Annotated in this window: 16 protein-coding genes; all 16 read right to left on the bottom strand. The window is 60.9% G+C overall.

Translation table 11 applies throughout. From position 1 onward, the window contains the following. Positions 1-19 precede the first annotated feature (19 nt). Positions 20-238: a hypothetical protein gene (locus tag AC097L_RS22060; protein WP_479588869.1), complete on the bottom strand. Its 219-nt coding sequence runs from the start codon at positions 236-238 to the stop codon at positions 20-22. Then, positions 222-344, bottom strand: coding sequence for a hypothetical protein (locus AC097L_RS22055; RefSeq protein ID WP_479588868.1), 123 nt, complete (start codon positions 342-344; stop codon positions 222-224). Before AC097L_RS22055 ends, AC097L_RS22060 begins: the two co-directional genes overlap by 17 nt. Before the next feature lie 182 nt (positions 345-526). Beyond that, positions 527-1,612, bottom strand: coding sequence for a porin (locus AC097L_RS22050; RefSeq protein WP_479588867.1), 1,086 nt, complete (start codon positions 1,610-1,612; stop codon positions 527-529). Positions 1,613-1,964: 352 nt separating this feature from the next. Continuing rightward, positions 1,965-3,044: a YncE family protein gene (locus AC097L_RS22045; RefSeq protein WP_479588866.1), complete on the bottom strand. Its 1,080-nt coding sequence runs from the start codon at positions 3,042-3,044 to the stop codon at positions 1,965-1,967. Positions 3,045-3,222: 178 nt separating this feature from the next. Beyond that, complete coding sequence (locus AC097L_RS22040; protein WP_479588865.1) at positions 3,223-4,407, bottom strand: acetyl-CoA C-acyltransferase; 1,185 nt, start codon at positions 4,405-4,407, stop codon at positions 3,223-3,225. A 97-nt stretch (positions 4,408-4,504) separates the two neighbouring features. Beyond that, positions 4,505-5,692: a GIY-YIG nuclease family protein gene (locus AC097L_RS22035; protein WP_479588864.1), complete on the bottom strand. Its 1,188-nt coding sequence runs from the start codon at positions 5,690-5,692 to the stop codon at positions 4,505-4,507. Further along, positions 5,685-7,829, bottom strand: coding sequence for a DEAD/DEAH box helicase (locus AC097L_RS22030; RefSeq protein ID WP_479588863.1), 2,145 nt, complete (start codon positions 7,827-7,829; stop codon positions 5,685-5,687). Before AC097L_RS22030 ends, AC097L_RS22035 begins: the two co-directional genes overlap by 8 nt. Continuing rightward, the gene (locus AC097L_RS22025) at positions 7,826-8,983 is read right to left on the bottom strand and encodes a PDDEXK nuclease domain-containing protein (protein WP_479588862.1); all 1,158 of its coding nucleotides are present in this window, start codon (positions 8,981-8,983) and stop codon (positions 7,826-7,828) included. The genes AC097L_RS22030 and AC097L_RS22025 overlap by 4 nt, the downstream gene beginning before the upstream one ends. After that, positions 8,980-11,817, bottom strand: a complete 2,838-nt coding sequence (locus AC097L_RS22020; protein WP_479588861.1) for a class I SAM-dependent DNA methyltransferase — start codon at positions 11,815-11,817, stop codon at positions 8,980-8,982. Before AC097L_RS22020 ends, AC097L_RS22025 begins: the two co-directional genes overlap by 4 nt. A gap of 280 nt (positions 11,818-12,097) precedes the next feature. Beyond that, a complete protein-coding gene (gene thiC, locus AC097L_RS22015) occupies positions 12,098-13,990 on the bottom strand; it encodes a phosphomethylpyrimidine synthase ThiC (RefSeq protein WP_479588860.1) in 1,893 nt (630 codons plus the stop codon). A 236-nt stretch (positions 13,991-14,226) separates the two neighbouring features. After that, on the bottom strand, positions 14,227-16,029 hold the full coding sequence (aceK, locus tag AC097L_RS22010) for a bifunctional isocitrate dehydrogenase kinase/phosphatase (protein ID WP_479588859.1): 1,803 nt from the start codon (positions 16,027-16,029) through the stop codon (positions 14,227-14,229). Positions 16,030-16,067: 38 nt separating this feature from the next. Beyond that, positions 16,068-16,733, bottom strand: a complete 666-nt coding sequence (can, locus tag AC097L_RS22005; RefSeq protein WP_479588858.1) for a carbonate dehydratase — start codon at positions 16,731-16,733, stop codon at positions 16,068-16,070. Positions 16,734-16,792: 59 nt separating this feature from the next. After that, positions 16,793-17,260 (bottom strand): SgcJ/EcaC family oxidoreductase, encoded by a 468-nt coding sequence (locus tag AC097L_RS22000; RefSeq protein ID WP_479588857.1) that lies wholly within the window; start codon positions 17,258-17,260, stop codon positions 16,793-16,795. A 176-nt stretch (positions 17,261-17,436) separates the two neighbouring features. After that, the gene (locus tag AC097L_RS21995; protein ID WP_479588856.1) at positions 17,437-18,144 is read right to left on the bottom strand and encodes a response regulator transcription factor; all 708 of its coding nucleotides are present in this window, start codon (positions 18,142-18,144) and stop codon (positions 17,437-17,439) included. A 4-nt stretch (positions 18,145-18,148) separates the two neighbouring features. Then, the gene (locus tag AC097L_RS21990; protein ID WP_479588855.1) at positions 18,149-18,757 is read right to left on the bottom strand and encodes a sensor histidine kinase; all 609 of its coding nucleotides are present in this window, start codon (positions 18,755-18,757) and stop codon (positions 18,149-18,151) included. After that, entirely contained in the window at positions 18,690-19,604 is a 915-nt protein-coding gene (locus AC097L_RS21985) for a HAMP domain-containing protein (RefSeq protein WP_479588854.1), read from the bottom strand. Before AC097L_RS21985 ends, AC097L_RS21990 begins: the two co-directional genes overlap by 68 nt. Positions 19,605-19,634: the final 30 nt, after the last annotated feature.

Here is a 19,634-nt window from a genome sequence, read left to right as displayed (position 1 = left end):
CCCCACAGCGGTATGAAAATTACTTTCCGTAGGTCAGCACGTAGAACTTATCGGCAACAAACGTGTTCGCGTAGTACGGCGACACGCTGGTGGTGATCTGCTTGGCGTAGTCGGCGCTGATGGCGTAGATCTTCTTGGTCTTGTGGTCCATCGCCATGGTGCGCACCCCGGCCTGGGTGCCCAGGGCTTCGGAAGGCTTGTAGATGTTAGCGTCCAGCTGCTCAGATACATTCAGCACTGAATTCACGCCGTTCACCGGGCACATAGCCCATGTGGTAGCTCATCTCGGCACCCAAGGCGCACTCCAACGCCGACTTTTTGAGTTGCTTAAAGATGCCTTTCAACGAGCAGGCGTCATCGGTCCTGAGATGAGCTATAGAAGTTGCTCTGCGCTCAACAGCGGCCGGGTCTTGGCAGGCTGGAGCCACCAACACCCAAAGCCAATCACCAGGTCTCGCAACCCGCGGTTTTTACATCGCCAATGCAAGCCAGCTCCCATCATTCAGGCTGGCATTGTGCTATTGCATCAGAACTTGTGGCGTATGCCCACGCCAAAGATACTGGTGTGCTCATTATTCGCCAGCTGGTGCTTGGTGTTGACGTAAGAGGTGTACAAAGTGGTGCGCTTGCTCAGGTCATACAGGGCTTCCAGATCGTAGCCCGTGCTCTTACCCAGGAGGTCACCCTTAGATTGCGCAATTTCTGCACGCAAGGTCAAAGCCCCGACGGGTACAGACACTCCAAACGCGTACTCCTTTTGCTGGGGGGAGTCGGTGAGCTTGGCTTCATTGAATGCGGCAGACAGCTTGAGTAGACCAAAGTCATATGCGCCACCAGCCAGAATATTCCTCAGGCTGATAGTGCTCGGACTCCGGGTCAGAACCTCGTTCTGGTAGGCCACCACTGCAGTGATAGGGCCATTTGCATATTCAGCAGCCAACGAAGTGGTGTTGGTTGCGCCGACCGTTGCGGTCTTGTTTTCACCCAGCGCGTACAAGGCTGAAACCGTGAAACCACTGAAGTTGTTGGAAATAAACTTGATGCTGTTATCAGCCCGCGAGTTATAGCCAGTCCAGGCGCCATCATTCTTGGCAAAATTATTCAGCGCGGTCACATAGGCCGCGTTCACCACACCTGCTTTGATTGCGGTGGCACCAGCGGCATCCAGACCAGGGCCATTCGTCGCGGAAAATATATTGGTGCCAGAGGGCAGGATATCGCCAAACATGTCATCCAGCGGAGTGTCGTGGCGCCCGAAGGTCAGGGTGCCCACACTGTTGCTCAGCCCCACGAAAGCATGCCGACCGAACAACAAACCACCTTGAGCGCTGGCACCGGTATCCACAGCAAACCCGCTTTGCAGATCAAACACCGCTTTCAATCCACCGCCTAGATCTTCGCTGCCCTTTAGGCCCCAGCGGCTGCCGTTTTGGCCACCGGACTCTTCGCGGGTTTGGGTTACGCCAGCGACTCCCTTTCCAGTGGCATCCACCGCAGCCCGCTTCACGGACTGCAGGTTCACGTCGACGATACCGTACAAGGTCACGGTGGACTGGGCCATGGCAGCGCCGGATGCGGCGAGTACGGATAAAGCAATCAAAGTCTTTTTCATTCAATTTCTCCAAATATTGTTGTTTACAGGGATGTGCAGCCTAACGGCCTTCCCTGACATCGCTTCTTGTTTTAGAAGCTTGAACCTCCGGGCCTGGGCGGAATTGGCTGACGACATTTACTGAACCTTGCGCTTGGCGCTCTTGTTCCTTGTCGACTGTCCTCATTCCGTACCGACCCATATGGTCCCTCACACACGCAGTCGCTAACTCTCCTTCACAGTGGCTACTTCAAGATTCCTTGTGTTGCCGCCCAGTAGGCCTGTGCACACCCCCGCTTCGCGGAGATCCGTTCGATGCGGTCCTATTGAATAGCGCAGCCGGTGGGCCACGGCGGACAGTGCCCGCGCGACATTATTTGCCGTAGGTCAGCACGTAGAACTTGTCGTCAAAAAACGTGTTGGCGTAGTACGGCGAGACGCTGGTGGTGATCTTCTTGCTGTAGTCGGCGCTGCCCTCGGCGGTGATGGCGTAAATCTTCTTGGTCTTGTGGTCCATGGCCATGGTGCGCACGCCGGCCATGGTGCCCAGCGCATCGGAAGGCTTGTAGGTGTTCGCGTCCACCTGCTCGAACACATTCAACACCGAATTCACGCCGTTGGCCAGGAACACCCGCTTCAGGCCCGCGTCGTACACCACGTCGTCATTGCCAGCGCCGATCTCGGCGGTGTAGAGGATGGCACCGTTGTCGGCATCCATCACCGCGAACGAAGGCTTCACGGTCGCGCTGCCGCGGCAGCCCAGGAAGATGCGGTGGTTGGCCACATCCAGCGCCAGGCCATTGGTCTGGGCACAGCCGGGCGTGGGCCACTGTGCCGTAACGGCCAGGTCCTTGGTGTTGATACGGTACACCGCGCTCTCGTCGCGCGATGCCATGTAGAAATTGCCCTGGCCGTCGGCTTCCGCGTGTTCGGGTTTCTTGGTGCTGACCTTGATAGAGCCGACCTGCTTCAACGAGGGGACATCGAGTACCAGCAATTCGGTACCGTCTTTTTCTGCCCCCATATTGACAATGACGCGCTTTGTCGCGGAGTCATAGTGGACGGAATCCAGATCGTCACCCAGCTTGATAGACGGCTGGGCTTGCAGCGTAGACAGCTTAAACGGTGTGATGGTGCCGTTTTCGTTGTATGAAATGCCCAAGTCAAACTCGGGAATCACGGCTGCACCATTGGAGCTATCGCTGGCCGTCGTACCGATGATGCCCAGGGCCTTGTGGGTGGCCAGATCGTAGGCCTGCAGGCCCGCACCCCGGCGACCAATGAACAAATGGCCGCGCGCAGCATCCAACGACACATAGTCCCAGGCCGACCCTTTGCCGGGAATGGCGGTTGCGTTCACCAGGTGCCAGCCATCAAACGCAGCAGCGGACAATGGGACACTGGCGACAGCGGCCGCAGCCGCCGCTATGGAAAGAAACTTAAACAGGGACATACAAACTCCTAAAGATGGAAGCCCGCATCCTAGGACGGAGATACGCCTCACCGTAGGGGGGCAAGTACTAACGTATTTTCCACATAGGTAGCGCTTGGGCCGCTGCACATCTGCCACCCAAAATTTAAGGCAAATCGCCCTCTAGCGCATATATAACCTACGCTAGTAGCTACTATAGTTATAGCAACTCAATCGCTACGGCCGTCGCCTCGCCGCCGCCAATGCAGAGCGTGGCCACACCCCGGCGCAGCCCGTGGGCCTGCAGTGCGTACAGCAGCGTCACCAGAATCCGCGCACCGCTGGCCCCGATGGGGTGGCCTAGCGCGCAGGCGCCGCCGCGCACATTGACGCGGCTGTGCGGCAGGTTTAGCTCGGCCATCAGCGCCATCGGCACCACGGCGAAAGCTTCGTTGATTTCCCACAGATCCACCTCGGCCACGGCCCAGCCGATCTTGGCCAGCAGCTTCTGCACGGCACCCAGCGGTGCGGTGGAAAACCAGGCCGGTGACTGGGCAAACGTGGCGTGGCCGACGATGCGGGCCAAGGGCTGCACCCCCATCTGCGCGGCGGTAGAGACACGGGCCAGCACCAGCGCGGCGGCCCCGTCGCTGATGGACGAGCTGCTGGCGGCGGTGATGGTGCCGTCGGTTTTAAACGCGGTCCGCAAAGTGGGGATTTTGTCCAGCCGAATCCTGCCCGGCGCTTCGTCGGTGGCGACCTCTATCCCTTTGGCCAGCACCGGCGTGATCTCCGCTGCAAATGCACCGGACGCAATCGCCGCCTGCGCCCGCTGCACGCTGGCGGTGGCAAACGCGTCCTGCGCCGCGCGGGTAAAGCCGTATTGGGCCGCGCAGTCTTCGCCAAAGCTGCCCATGGAGCGGCCCGGCTCGTAGGCATCTTCCAGCCCGTCCAGCAGCATGTGGTCCAGCACCTGGCCGTGGCCAATGCGGATGCCGCTGCGCCCCTTCGGCAGCAGGTGGGGCGCGTTGCTCATGCTCTCCATGCCGCCCGCCACCACCACATCGTGGCTGCGCGCCACCAGCATGTCGTGCGCCAGCATGGTGGCAAACATACCCGACCCGCACATCTTGGACAGCGTGACCGCCCCCGTGCCCTGCGCCAGCCCGCCCTTGAACCCCGCCTGCCGCGCTGGAGCCTGCCCCTGCCCGGCCATCAGACAGTTGCCAAACACCACCTGGTCGATGCGTGCCGGGTCTACCCCCGAGCGCGCCACTGCCGCCCGGATAGCCGCCCCGCCCAGGTCGTGCGCCGCCAACGCGGCGAAAGCCCCCTGGAACGCGCCCATGGGTGTGCGGGCGGCGGAAAGGATGGCGATGGGGTCAATCAGGTGGGTGCTGGGCATGGTGGCGGTCCTTTGCGTCCACTGTACGCCTGCTGACGAGGGGCGAAAGACTATGAATTTAATAGCTTGTCACGCTTATTAAATAAGCACGGGACGGCTATTTGACTATCAATCTTGCCGTGTGCAGGTCATACGTCACGTCGGCAATCGACCCGTCCCGGATGCGCCCAACCGCGGCGTCGATCACCTGCAGAGGTACCAGAAACCACTCTCTCGGCTTGACCGGGTGGCCAAAACGATCTTCGATGGTCAGGTCTAGCTGCGCTGCGCCAAACAAGCGGTGGAAGATGTTTTCCAGCTGGATGCGATTCAGGTTGTGGAGCTTATAAGTCGCCACAACTTCCACACCGGCCAAGAGATAAGTAGCGTCTTTATCTGCACCTGCGATGCGGGCCTCCACCTTGCCACCCGTTACGCCAATTTTGTGGATGAGCTCGCGATGCTCTGCCACGAACGGGTGGCCAGACAGGCTGCGCAGCACGTAGATGGTGCCGGTTTCAATATCGTCTGGCTCAACAGCATCGCCAAACAGCGGTCCCATGTCTGGATCTGTGAGACGACGGCCCGTATCATCCTTGTAAAGTGCCCGTTGCAGGGAACGGCGTAGCAAGTTGCTTTCTGTACCGTTGGCGTACACCACCCGTAGACGGGCATCGCTTTCGCCATTCGGTGCCTTAATCGCATCGCCCACCTCGGCTACATAGGCCAGTTGCCCGCCCACAATGAAGTAGTTGCCGTCAAAAATACTGGTATCGCGCCCGAAACGCAGCGTCTTGCGCAAGCCGGACTGCAGGTCATGCTCCACCCGCTCAAACAGGGGCTGAAACCGCTCAAAGTCCGCGCACGGCGTGCGGTCGGCGATTTCCTCTGCCGCCCGTTTTTCGCCGCTGGAGCGCACATGCCGCAGCACGGTGATGTCGTTCGGGTCGGCAACTTCGTCACCCACACCTATCCCCAACGCGGCCAACAAGGCCTCTTCATCCGTACCATCCACATCTGCAGGGGCCACCGCACCCGACAACAGGCCCGGACCATCCAGCCCCGCCAGCAAAGTTTGCACTTCCGGCAACTTGGCGATCTGCTCCAGACGCACGGCGTACAAGCGCTCAAAGATATCGCGATCTTCACCATGCTGCGGGGCGCGGCCATGCGCCTGATAGAACCGCAGAATGTCTTCAAAGCCCGCGATGATGCGCTCCTCGCGCGGAGTGCGGCTGATAGATTGAATTGGGGTGATGTCCAGGCCAAGATCGGCCAGCAGTTCGTCTTCGTCAATATCAGCCATGGGCCACCCCACTCTCCTTGCCACTTGGCTTGGCCGCCAGCTCTTGGGTCTTGTAGCGCATGAAAGCAGCCACTCCCTCAGCCATGTGTTTTTCCCACGGATCAGAAGAGTTGATGTCTGGCAGGCGACCCCGCTCCAACTTAAAGGCTCTGGCGCGAACCGTCAGATCCACCGCATCCTCCCGCGAAATGCTCACCTTCTTGGCGGCAATGCTGGCCTGTACCTGGCGCAGCGATGCCTCGTTCATCGCCTTGGCCAGCACCGCATAGGCGGCATCGAAGGGGTTGATGCGGTCAATCAGGTCAATGTCCAGGTCGCGCACATTCACAAACTTGCGCACACCGTCTATCAGTGCCGTGCTGCCCCCTGAACTTTCCCCATTCGCATCGGCCTGGGCCAACACCAGCTTGGCCTGCTGGGTGATGTTCATGGCCGCAATAGCGTGTTGGCGGATGGCCTCTTGGTCGGTATCGCTCAACTCCGGGTAGCGGTCCCGTACGATCTTACCCATGCGCAACCGGGTCAGCTCCTCTGGCAAGGTGTTTTCCTTGTCGAACAGGCCGCGCTCCAGCACGGTTTTGTCTTGCAGGAAGCTGGTGACCACCTCGTTCAGGTCTTCTCTGCAGATGCGCGTGGCTTCAGGGCTTTGTGGCTTGACAAGCCCGTTGATCTCCAGATGGATCTGGCCGGTATCGGTGTTCACCCCGATGTTGCGGCCCCCATCTTGGTAGCCGCTTGCGCCGTAATCAAAGCCCTCTTTCGGCCCCGTGTTTTTGGGCGTGAACTCGTAGCGCGGGGCCAGCACCTGCTCCATCAACAAGCTGGCGGAGATGGCCTTGAGCATGTCGTTTACCGCCTCGGCCACGGCTCCCTGCTCGGCTGCGGGTTCGGCAATCAGGTTGGTGAATCGTGATCGTTCCTTGCCCTCGGCATCTCGGGTGGCGCGGCCAATGATCTGCACAATTTCGGTCAGGCTGCTGCGGTAGCCAATGGTCAGCGCGTGCTCGCACCAAATCCAGTCAAACCCCTCCTTGGCCATGCCCAGCGCGATGATTACGTCCACGTGGTCGCGGTGGTTCTTCTGCGCCGGGTCTTTCAGCGCCCCCAGCACTTTGGAGCGCCGGGCCGGATCGCTGTCGTCCACCAAGTCCGCCACTTTCAAAGTACGGCCATCTTTGGCCTTGATCAAATGAAAGCCGGTGACCGGGTCAACGCCCTTCCACTCGCCCAGGCCGTGCATGATTTCATCCACCTCGCGCTGCTTGTCTTTCAGGCTCTCGCGGGCATTCACATTGGGAATATGGACGATGGTTTTCAGCGCCGGGTCCAGCACCTTGGCCACGGCATCCACATACGGCCCGGTGTAGAAAAAGTAGCCAATGTCCAGCGACTTGAGCCACTGGTAGCCGTTGAGCTGCTCGTAGTAGGTGTAGGTAATGGTCTCGAACCGGGCTTCATCCTGCGGGGCCAGCACCGCCGCGCTGTCGCCCCGAAAGTACGAGCCCGTCATGGCCACCACGTGCACCTTGTCGCGGGCGATGAAGTCACCCAACTGGCTGCCTAGCTTGTTGTCTGGGCTGCTGGACACATGGTGAAACTCGTCAATCGCAATCAAGCGGTTGTCAAAAGCCGCCAGCCCCAGAGCCTCCACCGCAAAGCGAAAGGTGGCATGGGTACACACCAGCACCTTGTCGCGAACCTTGTCGTTATGGGCCAGAAACTCACCCACTGCCTTGACCTTGGATTGGGCTACCCGCGCATCGTCCGCCCCCGGCGCATTGCACAGGTTCCACTGCGGGGCCACCTGCCAGTCATAGCCAAAGCCGTGCGCACTCAGCGGCTCATCGGCAAAGCTGGAGCCAATCGAGCGCTCGGGCACCACGATCAGCGCCTGCTGCAAGCCCTGGTGGTGCAGCTTGTCCAGCGCAATAAACATCAGCGCCCGCGACTTGCCCGATGCCGGGGGCGATTTGATCAACAGATATTGCTCGCCCCGCTTGGCATAGGCCCGCTCTTGCATGGCCCGCATGCCCAGCGCGTTGGCGCGTGCGGACGCACCCGTGCGGGCGGTGCTGATGGACACCGAGGGGACGGTATAGGCATTGGTTGGGTTGCTGGGATGGATGGAATGCGTCATACGGCTTCGTTTTCGCTGGATGGATGGTCACCGGTCAGCTCATGCTCGATTTCTTCGATGCTGGGCAGGCTGGACTTCAGCTCGGCGGGCAGGGCCCGTGTAAGTTCGTAGCTAGATACGCCAATAGGATTGTCGATGCCGCGCAAGGTGTACTCGGCCAGCACCCGGTTGTGCTGCTGGCACAGAATCAGGCCAATGGTGGGTTTGTCGTCACCGTGGCATAACCGGTCGTTGACCACGCTGCAATAAAAGCTCATCTTGCCCGCGTACTCCGGCTTGAATGCGCCGCGCTTGAGGTCGATCACCACGTAGCAGCGCAGCTTGAGGTGGTAGAAGAGCAGGTCGATATAGAAGTCCTGCTCGCCCAGATCGATGTGGTACTGGCGGCCTACAAAGGCAAAGCCCTGCCCCAGTTCCAGCAAAAACTTCTCCAGGTGCACGATCAATCCGGTTTCCAGTTCGCGTTCATGGAAGGGCGTTTGCAGCGTCAAGAAGTCGAACAAGTAGGGATCTTTCAGCGTCTGCTGCACCAGCGCCGAATCCGGCTCAGGCAGCCGCAGCGCAAAGTTGCTGGCAGCCCGGCCCACCCGCTGGTGGCTGGCAGACTGGATGTGCTCCAGCAACAAGTAACGGCTCCAGCCATTGTCCAGCGCGGCCTGCATATACCACTGGCGTGCGGTGGCATCTTTGGCCTTCTCCATCAGCGTGGCATGGTGGCCCCAGGGAATAGCCAGCAACAGAGGGGCCGGAAAATGGTTGCCGGGGGCCAAGTGCGCGTCAGGGGCCGCTGGTATAACTTGTGCCACAGGCTGTGGCACAAGCTCGGCATCCAGCGACGCATGCGGGTACAGGCGGTAAAAAGCCAGCATCCGCTTGATGTTGCGCTCAGAGAACCCCTTTTCTTCGGGCAACTCGTTGTGCAGGTCGCGCGCCAGGCGCGGAATCACCGCCGCCCCATAGCCCTCTTGCTGCTGCCGCTGTGCGATCACCTGGCCGATGCACCAGTACATCCGGATCATTTCGGCATTCACAGCCATCCAGGCCCGCGCCTGCGCATGGCGAATCCGCTGCTTGATCTCGCCGAGCAACTCTGCATAGCGTGGCGTGGGCATCGACGCTACCGCCGTTGTGGCGGTTTTCTTCTGAGGACTCATGCGAGGCTCCTTTTGCTGGGTTTCTTGGCGGGCTGGGCCTTGGCCGCCGCCGCCATCTGGGTGTACAGCGCAAACAGCTTCTCCAGCCGCTCGGTGTCGTTCTTGAAGCGGCGGCCCATGTAGATGCGCTCCAGCACTTCGTCGTTCTGCGCGTGGGCATGGCGCAAGTTGTCTGGCATGTCCTCCGGGTCGTACAGGTCGGCGATGGTGGCGGGGAAATGGGCTTCGCGGGCCAGCAGAATGTTTTCGGCGCAGGCGGTGAGGTCGGCCTTGTTTTGCTCGGTGAGCAGGGGGACGGGGAAGGTGTTCCAACCCAGGGTATTGGAGTAGCGGAAGTCGGTTTTTATTTTTCCGCAGACCGCTGCAATCCAAGAGAGGTGCAGTCGCGAGGAAAAAATTGCTACGTTCCAAAGCGGCACGTCGTACAGGGCTGATGCGCTATCAGCGACGATGTCGCCACGATTGCTCAACACAAATGGTAAATACTCACGGTTTTCTGAGCTGTGGCGTGGAATGACGATGGGAAGCTCGTCGCCGCGCTGACGAATTTCACCAAAAAGGTAAGGTGTTCTTGCTAATTTCTTAGTGGCGTTCTTATCGCTATCCAAGCGCATTATCTTCACACTTTCTAAGCGATCAGCCACAGCCTTATTGGTAGACGCAATATCTGCACTCTGTGCATCCATCCACAGGCAATAGCGATATTGACCATTGATTCCGTCTTCAGAGCCAACAAACCGACGCACGATTTTCTGCGTCTGCTTATCGGACAGGCCAAGAGCTTCAACCTCATCTCGCGTTAGCAACAGGTGACCGCCATCAGTCGGTGCACTCCCTTTTGTCATCGTATTAAGTTCACCAGATGCTTCGGCCCGCTTTTCCACGATGACATTCTGCGCAGGCACAAGGTAGGCGTTGATGTTTTCAACATTTTTTAGAGAAGTGACATCCTCCTTGCCTAATGCATAAAGTCGGCGTAATTTTCTTGGCCGGGTTGAGAGGCCAACAATGACGACCATCACACCTGCGTTGTTGGAGGCCAAGTTTTTCCACTTGAATGACGTATGAGCAAAAATAATTTGCTGTCTGGCTGCAAAAATCAGCGGCCATAAGACCGGGACTTGCTGGCCTTGGCAAATGGAGTTCGTTGCCACGAACGCGGTGGCAGAATCAGTGTGTCGACCGTAATCCACAGCCTTCATAAACCAACCGGCGACGTAGTCCAATGTTCCCCATGTACTGGCACGGTCATCAAAAATAGTCTTCAGATCGGCCTTACGAGATTCAGATTCACGCTTGAGGCGCTCTTTCATTTCCTTGCTTGCACCTTTCGGCGGTTTGACGGTTGCGCCCACGTACGGAGGATTGCCACAAATGAAGGTCTCCCCGCCCTCGTTCGCAAAGTCCATCTCCGTCTGGTCCAGCGGCATGCCGAACAAGTCATCCGCCAGCAGCTTCACGCCCGTCCCCGTGGGTGGGCAAATGCTTAGCCAGTCCAGCCGTAACGCATTGCCGCACACAATCCAGTTCTGCGCGTCCAGTGGCAAAAACTCGGCCAGCGCGTCCTTTTGCCCCCGGTACAGCACGTCGCACTGGAACTCGGCAATGATGAGCGCCAGCCGGGCAATGTCGGCGGGGAAGCTGCGCAGCTCGATACCGCGAAAGTTGGTGAGCGGGATCTCGCTGCCCAGGTGCTGCTCGCCACGCAAACGATTGATTTCGGCCTCGATCTCGCGCATTTGTTTGTAGGCGATGACCAAGAAGTTGCCCGACCCGCAGGCCGGGTCGAACACCCGAATACGGGCCATGCGCTTACGCAGATTAAGGAGCTTGCTCTTGTTTTCACCAGCGGCGGCCAGTTGTGCTCGCAGCTCGTCCAGAAACAAGGGGTTTAGCACTTTGAGGATGTTGGGCACGCTGGTGTAGTGCATGCCGAGTGCGCCGCGCTCTGCGTCGTCGGCCACGGCCTGGATCATGCTGCCAAAGATGTCGGGGTTGATGAGCCGCCAATTCAGCGTGCCGGTGTGCAGCAGATAGGTACGGGCCATGCGGGTAAAGCGGGGCACCTCGGTGCTGCCAGAGAACAGGCCGCCATTGACGTAAGGGAAGGTGTTGGCCCAGTTGGGCAACTTGGCGGTGGCTCGGTCGGCCACCTTGGTGTCCATGGCACGGAATATCTCGCCCATCACCTGGTGGGTGTTGGTGCCATCACGGTCGCTGAACTTGTTGACGGTCTGGGTGAACAGGCCTTCGCCGTTGAAGATGTCGGTGTCTTCGGCAAAGAAGCAGAACACCAATCTGGCCATGAAGTGGTTCATGTCAGCCCGGCGTGCCTCGCCCGCCCAGTCGGGGTTGTCGCGCAGCAGCTCGACATACAGCTTGTTGAGCCGCCCGGTGGCGCGCACGTCGATGGGGTTGTCTTTGATCTCCTGGATGGTGGAGATGCCCGCCAGTGGCAAAAAGAAGCCAAAGTGGTTGGGAAAGTCGGGGTAAGCACAGGCTATGGTTTCACCGCCCGCCAATTCCTCGGCTTCCAGGGTGTGCCCGTCGGTGGCGAGGATGAACTTGGCTTTGGCTTTAACCGTGGCCGCGCTGGTGCGCAAGGCCTTGAGGGTGTCGCCTACATAGCCGTCTGCACACACGGCTATGTGGAGGTTGTTGCGCAGCAGCACGCCGCCGGGCACGTCGGAGGCGTTGTTGTTGCCGCTGCGCAGGCGCTTGAGGGTGGTGTCTTTGTTACCGAAGGCGGCCAGAAAAGCAAACGGGAATTCTGCCGGGTCGAAGGGCTCCAGGGCCAGGTCGGAGATGGCGGCTTCGATTTCTACTGCGTTCATGGGGGGGCTTGCCGGTTGGGGGAGTCTCACGGGCATGCACCCCGTCGGCGTGCATTTTCGCACCGGGCGGCGGTAGGAACGGGACGTTGTTATTTGCAGATTTTTAGGCTATTTTTTTCATACTAAATAAGCTGGTAGCGCATATTTACTCTGCACAGACAGCTATCAAATTTATATATTAATTTGATAGCAACTGTGGTTGCGGCGTAAGCTGCGCTCTGGCTGCACCGCCTACACCCCGGCCCTCCCCCGCCGGGTTGCAAGCAGGCCGCGTGGGCCGTTAGCCCTGTGCGATCGGGATCACGCCGCCCACCGGAACATAGATTTCCCCGCCGCCGCTCTTGAACTCTTGCGACTTCTGCAGCATGCCTTTTTCAGCAGCAGCCGCCTCGCTCACGCCCAGGTTCTTGGCGTATTCGCGCACTTCCTGGGTGATCTTCATCGAGCAGAACTTGGGGCCGCACATCGAGCAGAAATGCGCCACCTTGGCCGAATCTTTCGGCAGGGTTTCGTCGTGGAATTTCTTGGCGGTTTCGGGGTCCAGCGACAGGTTGAACTGGTCCATCCAGCGGAACTCGAAGCGGGCTTTGGATAGCGCGTCGTCGCGGTATCGCGCCCCCGGATGGCCCTTGGCCACGTCGGCGGCGTGCGCGGCGATCTTGTAGGTGATGATGCCCACCTTCACATCGTCGCGGTCTGGCAGGCCCAGGTGTTCCTTAGGCGTGACATAGCACAGCATGGCGGTGCCGAACCAGCCGATCATGGCCGCGCCGATGCCGCTGGTGATGTGGTCGTAGCCGGGGGCGATGTCGGTGGTCAGCGGGCCCAGGGTGTAGAACGGTGCCTCACCGCAATGCTTCAGCTGCTCGGTCATGTTCTCTTGCACCATGTGCATGGGCACGTGGCCGGGGCCTTCGATCATGACCTGCACGTCTTGCTGCCAGGCTTTTTGCGTCAGCTCGCCCAGGGTGCGCAGCTCGGCGAACTGGGCTTCGTCATTCGCATCGGCGCTGGAGCCGGGGCGCAGGCCATCACCGAGCGAATAGCTGACATCGTAGGCCTTCAGGATCTCGGTCATCTCATCGAAGTGGGTGTAGATGAAATTTTCTTTATGGTGGGCAATGCACCACTTGGCCATGATGGAGCCGCCGCGTGAAACGATGCCGGTCATGCGGTTGGCGGTGAGGTGGATGAACGGCAGGCGTACGCCAGCGTGCACAGTAAAGTAGTCCACACCCTGTTCGGCCTGCTCGATCAGCGTGTCGCGGAAGATTTCCCAGGTCAGGTCTTCGGCCACGCCGCCCACTTTTTCCAGCGCCTGGTAGATCGGCACGGTGCCGATGGGCACGGGGCTGTTGCGGATGATCCAGTCGCGGGTGGTATGGATGTTTTTGCCGGTAGACAAATCCATCACCGTGTCCGCACCCCAGCGGATCGCCCAGACCAGTTTTTCCACCTCTTCTTCGATGCTGGAGGTAACAGCGGAGTTGCCGATGTTGGCGTTGATCTTGACCAGAAAGTTACGGCCAATGGCCATGGGCTCGACTTCGGGGTGGTTGATGTTGAGCGGAATCACGGCGCGGCCCCGGGCCACTTCGGAGCGCACGAACTCGGGGGTCATGACCTTGGGGATGCTGGCACCAAAGCTGTTGCCCGCCAAGCGTTGGTCGCGCTCGGTGTTGGCGGCATACTGCGCCATCCATTCCAGCTTCTGGTTCTCCCGCAGAGCCACGAATTCCATCTCGGGGGTGATGGTGCCTTTGCGGGCGTAGTGCATTTGGGACACGTTGGCACCAGCCTTGGCCCGGCGGGGCGTGCGCTGCAGGCCAGCGGCCTGGGCGCGCAGCAGGTTGAGCGCAGCGTTTTCATCGCTTTTGCGGCCATCGTCCAGCGCGTGCAGGATGCGGGCGGCGTAAGCCTCAGAATCGCCCCGGCCGGCAATCCAGCCTGCGCGCAGGGCCTGCAGACCGGCACGCACATCGATGCTGGCGCTGGCATCGGTGTAGGGGCCGGAGGTGTCGTAGACGGTCACGGCCTCGCCGTTGCTCTGCATGATTTCGCGCAGCGGTACGCGCAGGTCGGGGCGGCTGCCCTGGATGTAGCGCTTGGTGCTGGCGGGCAGCGGGTCGCAGGCGTAGCTGAGCAACTGGGCAAATTTGTCGGGTGCATTCATGGGGGTCTCCTGTGGAAGTGGAGCCCAGAATGCGCAGCCAGACCGCGCGAACTCCCAAGGAGATGCCCCTCTGCCTTGCAGGTGGGGCGTGTAGACGGCATGCACCCGTACCTCTAAGGGTAGGACGCTGTCGTCAAGCTCTTCTTACGCTGGTATGAACCAGATCAAGTTCGCGGGTTTGGATTCCATCTCAGCGCAGCTCACTGCACACCCCGGGCGGGTCGCAGTGTACGCGATCAGCCGGGCGGTAAAAACCGCTTTTCCTGGTCGTACGGAAACACGTCATGCACGTAACCGGCCTGGATGCGCTCCTTGTGCGCCTGCCAAAAGCTGGGCTCCAGCAGGTCGGCGTGGTGGCGCATGAAGGCATCGCGCACCAACGGGTTGCCCAGCAGAAAGGGGGCAAAGGTTTCGGGGAACACGTCCTTGGGGCCGACGCGGTACCAGATCTCGCCGCTCATCTCCTCTTCTTCATTGCGCGGCAGGGGCACGGTGCGGAAGTTGCAGTCGGTGAGGTATTCAATCTCGTCGTAATCGTAGAACACCACCTTGCCGTGGCGCGTCACACCGAAGTTCTTCCAAAGCATGTCGCCGGGGAAGATGTTGGCGGCTACCAGGTCTTTGATGGCGTTGCCGTACTCCAGCACCACGCGCTCGATCTGGGCACGGGCGCGGCGGTCGTCGGGGCCCGCATTAAAGGCCTCTTGCAGGTAGAGGTTCAGCGGAATCATGCGGCGCTCGATGTAGCAGTGCTTGATGACCACCTCCATCTGGCCATCGCCATCCCTATCGCTGATCTCCAGCTGGCTGGGCGCGAACTTCTCCAGCTCGGCAATCACCTCCGGGGTGAACCGGGCTAACGGAAACGCTACCTCGCTGTACTCCAGCGTATCGGCCATGCGGCCCACGCGGTCGTGCTGCTTGACCAGCAGATACTTGGCCTTGACCTGCTCGCGGGTGGTGTCTTTTTGCGGCGGGTAAAAGTCTTTGATGACCTTGAACACGTAGGGAAACGAGGGCATATCAAACACCAGCATCACCATGCCCTTGATGCCCGGGGCGATGCGGAACTGGTCGCTGGAATGGCGCTGGTGCTGCAGCAGGTCGCGGTAGAACAGGGTCTTGCCCTGCTTCGCCAGGCCCAGTGCGTTGTAAATCTCATTGCGCGGCTTGCGCGGCATCATGCTGCGCAAAAACTGCACGTAGGCGCTGGGGATTTCCATGTCCACCATGAAGTAGGCGCGCGCAAAGCTGAACAGCAGCAGCATGTCGTCCTCGCCAAACAGGACAGCATCGATCACCAGCCGAGCGTCGGCGTTGTGCAGGATGGGTAATGCAAACGGGTGTTCCTGGAAGCCGTTGATCACCTTGCCGCAGATGTACGCACCCTTGTTGCGAAAGAACAGGCCGGTCAGCACCTGGATCTGGAAGTTGGCCCGCAGCGTGACCTCGCCCAGTTGCTGGCGCACCGCGGCCTCTACAAAAGCGATGTCGCGCGCCAGGTCACCAAACGCGCGTTGCAGGTCAAAGTCTTGCACCATCTGCAACAGCACCGCGCCCAAGTTGGCGCGCGTGGGGTAGTAGGCGCGGTAGGTGGGGCGCTTTTCGGCCGCTTCCAGGTATTCGGTGCTGACGGCGGAGCGCACGAAGATGAAGTCGTTCTGGAAGTAGCTGCGGTGCAGCATCTTGGTGGTGACCGAGTTGAAGAAGGTCTCGGCCAGCTCGGGCTGGCGGTGGTCTACCAGCAGGCCGATGTAGTGCAGCTTGACCTGCTGCCATATGTCCATGTTTTGATCCATGCCATGCGCTTCCGCCTTGAATTCGCGCTCCAGCCGGGTGGAGCATTCGCGCACCCGCAGGTCGTAAAACTCGATGCGTTCGCGTTGGGCCCGCTGCTGGCTGTGCCAGTCGGCCACCTCGAAACGGTGCTTGGCCCGGGCCGACTCGGTACGGAACAGGCGGTAGTGCCGGTTAAAGCCATCCACCATGGCTTTGGCAATATCGTAGGCGAGCGGGGAGTCCAGGCGCTGGGGAAACATGGGCACAGTCTACCCAGATGCGCCCCCCCGCGATAAGGCTAGCGCGCGACCCGCACAGCCCCGGATACCCCCGCGATCGCCGCCCGGTACGCCGCCTCCAGCCCCTCAAAGCCGTTTACAGTGATGTGCAGGTTTTGCAGCAGACCGTCGTGGATGCCATACACCCAGCCGTGCACCGTGACGTTTTGGCCGCGCGCCCAGGCATCGACCATGACGGTACTTTGGCAGACATTGACCACCTGCTCGATGGCGTTAAGCTCGACCAGCGCATCATGGCGTCGGGGTTCGGCAATCTGGTCCAGCAGATTCCAGTGGCGATCCCGCACGTCCTGGATATGGCGCAGCCAGTTGTCGGCCAGGCCGACCCGCTGCCCCGCCAGGGCCGCCGCAACGCCCGAGCAGCCGTAATGGCCCACCACGGTGATGTGCTCAACCTTGATCACGTCCACCGCAAACTGCACCGTGGACAGTGCGTTCAGGTCTGAATGCACCACCACATTGGCCACATTGCGGTGCACAAACACCTCGCCCGGGTCCAGGCCCATGATCTCGTTGGCCGGAACGCGGCTGTCGGAGCAGCCAATCCACATGTACTTGGGTTTTTGCTGCAGCGTCAGCGCGGTAAAAAAGCCGGGGCGCTGGAGCTCCATCTGGGCAGCCCAGGCGCGGTTATTGGCAAAGATGTCAGGTATGGATTGGGTCATGGACGGTATTTTGCCGCCAGTTGCTGGCTTGGCAGCACGAACCGGCGGGTTACCGGTATTTACTTCTTCTCAGGCATGACCGAAGAGTGGTGGTGGGAGATGAGCCACTTGCCATCGGTAAATTCGTAAATATAGGTGTAGCGCGCCTGCACCTTGACACCGTCGTTCAAGGTGAAGGTGTAGGTACCCACGTCTTGCGCGATGTTGCAGCCAATTTTGACGAAGCGTTTGTCGATAACGCCCTGGGGCCCCAGCTTCAGAAATTTCGCAAAGTAGTCGTTGATTTCGGCGGGCGTGCTGCGCGGCTGGTCGGTGACGGTGGGCAACAGAATGCCATCACGGGCGTAGTTGGCAGTGACCTTGGCCGGATCCAGGGTTTTCAGGGAGTCATTCCAGCGGTCAAACAGGCTGGCCACCTCTTTTTCGTTGGTGGTCTCGCAGGTTTGGACACGGGCTTGGGCCGTGCCGGCAGCCAGCAGGGCACACAGGGCAACGGCGGGGATCAAACGGGTCGTAACGGCGGTCATGGTATTCACTCTTTCATGGGTTGGCCCTGTCGGGCAAAACCTGCAACGGGGTCTCTGCTGCAGTGAAAGAAGTGTCGAAGCCGGGCATGAACCCCAGCCTGCTGGCGGCGTTAAGCCCGGCTTACGTTTGCATGAACGCCAGATGAACTGCGCAAGCCTGGAACCAGTTCGAAGTCTTATCCCAGCGCTTCCAGCCGGTAGCCCAGGCCGCGCAGTGTGTGGATCAACGGCTGGGCCTGGCCGTCGTCGATCTTGCTGCGCAGGCGGCGGATGTACACGTCCACCACATTGGTCAGCGGGTCTTCGTGCACACCCCAAACGGCCGACAAAATCCGCTCGCGGCTGAACAGCCTGCCGGGGGCCGACATCAGCAGCTCCAGCAGGGCCAGCTCGCGGGCGGTCAGGGTCAGCGCCTGGCCGCCACGGCTGGCGCGCATGGCTTCGCGGTCCAGTACCAGGTCACCGACCTCCAGGCGCGCAGTGTTGGCCGGTGCCAGGTCGCGCGAGCGCCGCATCAGCGCCTCGATGCGGGCCAGCAGCTCCTCGAACGCAAACGGTTTGGCCAGATAGTCGTCCGCGCCCAGGCGCAGGCCGGCCACCCGGTCGTCCAGCGTGCCCAGTGCGGTCAGCACCAGGATGGGCAAGGCCACGCCGTCAGCGCGCAGGGTCTGGCACACCTCCAGCCCGCCCAGGCCAGGCAGCATCAGGTCCAGCAAGATGACGGTGGGCGTGCCGTCTTCACGGATCTGCTGGGCTACCTGGCGGGCCAGGGCCAGGCCGTCGATGCCGTTGCGCGCCACCTGGGTGCGGTAACCCTCGGCGCGCAGGCCGCGGTCCAGAAAGTCGGCTACGCGGGCATCGTCTTCCACAATCAGAATTTGCATGGTTTCAATTCGGTTCTGTCAGCAGCGGCAGACGCAAAATAGCCGTGGTGCCGCGCTCTGGCGCACTGTCAATCTCGATCTGGCCGCCATGGGCGCGGGCCAGGGTGGCGGCAATCGGCAGGCCCAGGCCGCTGCCATCGGCGCGGTGCAAGCGGGCCCGCGGGCTGCGGAAATTGCGTTCGAACACACGGCCCAGCTCGTCTGCCGTGATGCCAATGCCGTGGTCGATGGCGCGTAGCTCCCACTGCGCCGTACCGCTGGCATCCTCCACCCGCCGGGCCAGTACCTGTACCTGCCCCCCGGCATGCGAATAGCGCACCGCGTTGTGCAGCAGCAGGGTGAACAACTGGCGCAGGCGCTGCGCGTCGCCCAGTAGCTGCCAGTTTTGGGGCTCGGCAGGCGGGGTGTAGGCTACCTGCACGTGGTATTCGCGGCCCAGGGTGCGGGCCTGCTCCACAGCCTCTTGCAGGGGCTGGGCCACATCCAGCGGCGTGCGGTGTAGCACCAGCGTGTCGATGTCGCTGCGCGCCATGGTTAGCAAATCATCAATCACGCCGCCGAGTTGCTGGGCCGCAGCGACGATGCGCTGCAGGGCGCTTTGGTAGTAAGCCACCGGCTTGTCGGCGCCACGCAAGGCGATATCGGCCTCGCCACGGATAGCGGTGGTGGGCAATCTCGGCGGCCATGGCGTTGACCCGCTGCGCAAAGCGTGAGAACTCGTCGCGCCGGTGGGCCGGAATGCGGTGCTCCAGCTCGCCGCGCTGCAAGGCCTCGACGCCGGTGCTTAGCTCTTCCAGCGGACGGCGCAGCGCGCGGGCAAAGTACAGTGCGAGGAGCGCGGCAGCCAGGGCCAGGCAGGTCGCAGCCCCCAGCGCCAGCGTTCGTACCAGGGCCAAGGAGGCATCTGCGGCAGCCCGGTCCCGTGCCACGGCGGCTTTTTCACGGGCAATATTGCCGGCCAGCAGGGAGCGCAGGTCCCGACCCTGGGACACATCGAACACGCGGGTGATTTCCGACCACAGCGCCACCGAACTGTCATTGGGCGGCTGGGGCCGCACGCTGGCCATGGCGGTGCGCAGCTCATCCAGGCTTTGGTGCAGCACCAGCAGGTCTTCCTGGCGCTGGTGGTGTTCGGCCTGCAGGGCACCCCGGTCGCCGTCCAGCTCGGCCGCCATCAGGGCCATGGCATCCAGCCGGACCAGCGTGGCCGCCATTTCGTCTTGCAACTCTTCGCGCAGTTGCGGGGCCACCGGCGCACCCAGCAACGACTGCGACAGCCAGGCCCGCAGCCGCTGCTTGGTGGCGTACAGCTCCAGAAAACCGGCCAGCACATCGCTGGCGACACGGCCACGGTAGACCTTTTCACCCGCCGCCTGCAGCGCCCACCAGGAAACGCCGCCCTGGAGCAGGGCGGCCAGGGCCAGGGTACCCAGGGCAACGGTAAGGCGTTTGAGAAACATGCGGCATTATCGTTTCGGCCCGCAAAGGCC

Source organism: Rhodoferax sp. RT5P35 (assembly GCF_056521385.1).
The sequence above is the reverse complement of the archived record's forward strand: the minus strand, read 5'-3'. Positions and strand labels throughout refer to the sequence as shown.

Coding starts and splice junctions, on each gene's coding strand:
- AC097L_RS22000 (WP_479588857.1), bottom strand. CDS start 17,260: ATGACCGCCGTTACGACCCGTTTGATCCCCGCCGTTGCCCTGTGTGCC.
- AC097L_RS22025 (WP_479588862.1), bottom strand. CDS start 8,983: ATGAGTCCTCAGAAGAAAACCGCCACAACGGCGGTAGCGTCGATGCCC.
- can (WP_479588858.1), bottom strand. CDS start 16,733: ATGACCCAATCCATACCTGACATCTTTGCCAATAACCGCGCCTGGGCT.
- AC097L_RS22050 (WP_479588867.1), bottom strand. CDS start 1,612: ATGAAAAAGACTTTGATTGCTTTATCCGTACTCGCCGCATCCGGCGCT.
- thiC (WP_479588860.1), bottom strand. CDS start 13,990: ATGAATGCACCCGACAAATTTGCCCAGTTGCTCAGCTACGCCTGCGAC.
- AC097L_RS21995 (WP_479588856.1), bottom strand. CDS start 18,144: ATGCAAATTCTGATTGTGGAAGACGATGCCCGCGTAGCCGACTTTCTG.
- AC097L_RS22035 (WP_479588864.1), bottom strand. CDS start 5,692: ATGGCTGATATTGACGAAGACGAACTGCTGGCCGATCTTGGCCTGGAC.
- AC097L_RS22040 (WP_479588865.1), bottom strand. CDS start 4,407: ATGCCCAGCACCCACCTGATTGACCCCATCGCCATCCTTTCCGCCGCC.
- AC097L_RS22020 (WP_479588861.1), bottom strand. CDS start 11,817: ATGAACGCAGTAGAAATCGAAGCCGCCATCTCCGACCTGGCCCTGGAG.
- AC097L_RS21985 (WP_479588854.1), bottom strand. CDS start 19,604: ATGTTTCTCAAACGCCTTACCGTTGCCCTGGGTACCCTGGCCCTGGCC.
- aceK (WP_479588859.1), bottom strand. CDS start 16,029: ATGTTTCCCCAGCGCCTGGACTCCCCGCTCGCCTACGATATTGCCAAA.
- AC097L_RS22045 (WP_479588866.1), bottom strand. CDS start 3,044: ATGTCCCTGTTTAAGTTTCTTTCCATAGCGGCGGCTGCGGCCGCTGTC.
- AC097L_RS22030 (WP_479588863.1), bottom strand. CDS start 7,829: ATGACGCATTCCATCCATCCCAGCAACCCAACCAATGCCTATACCGTC.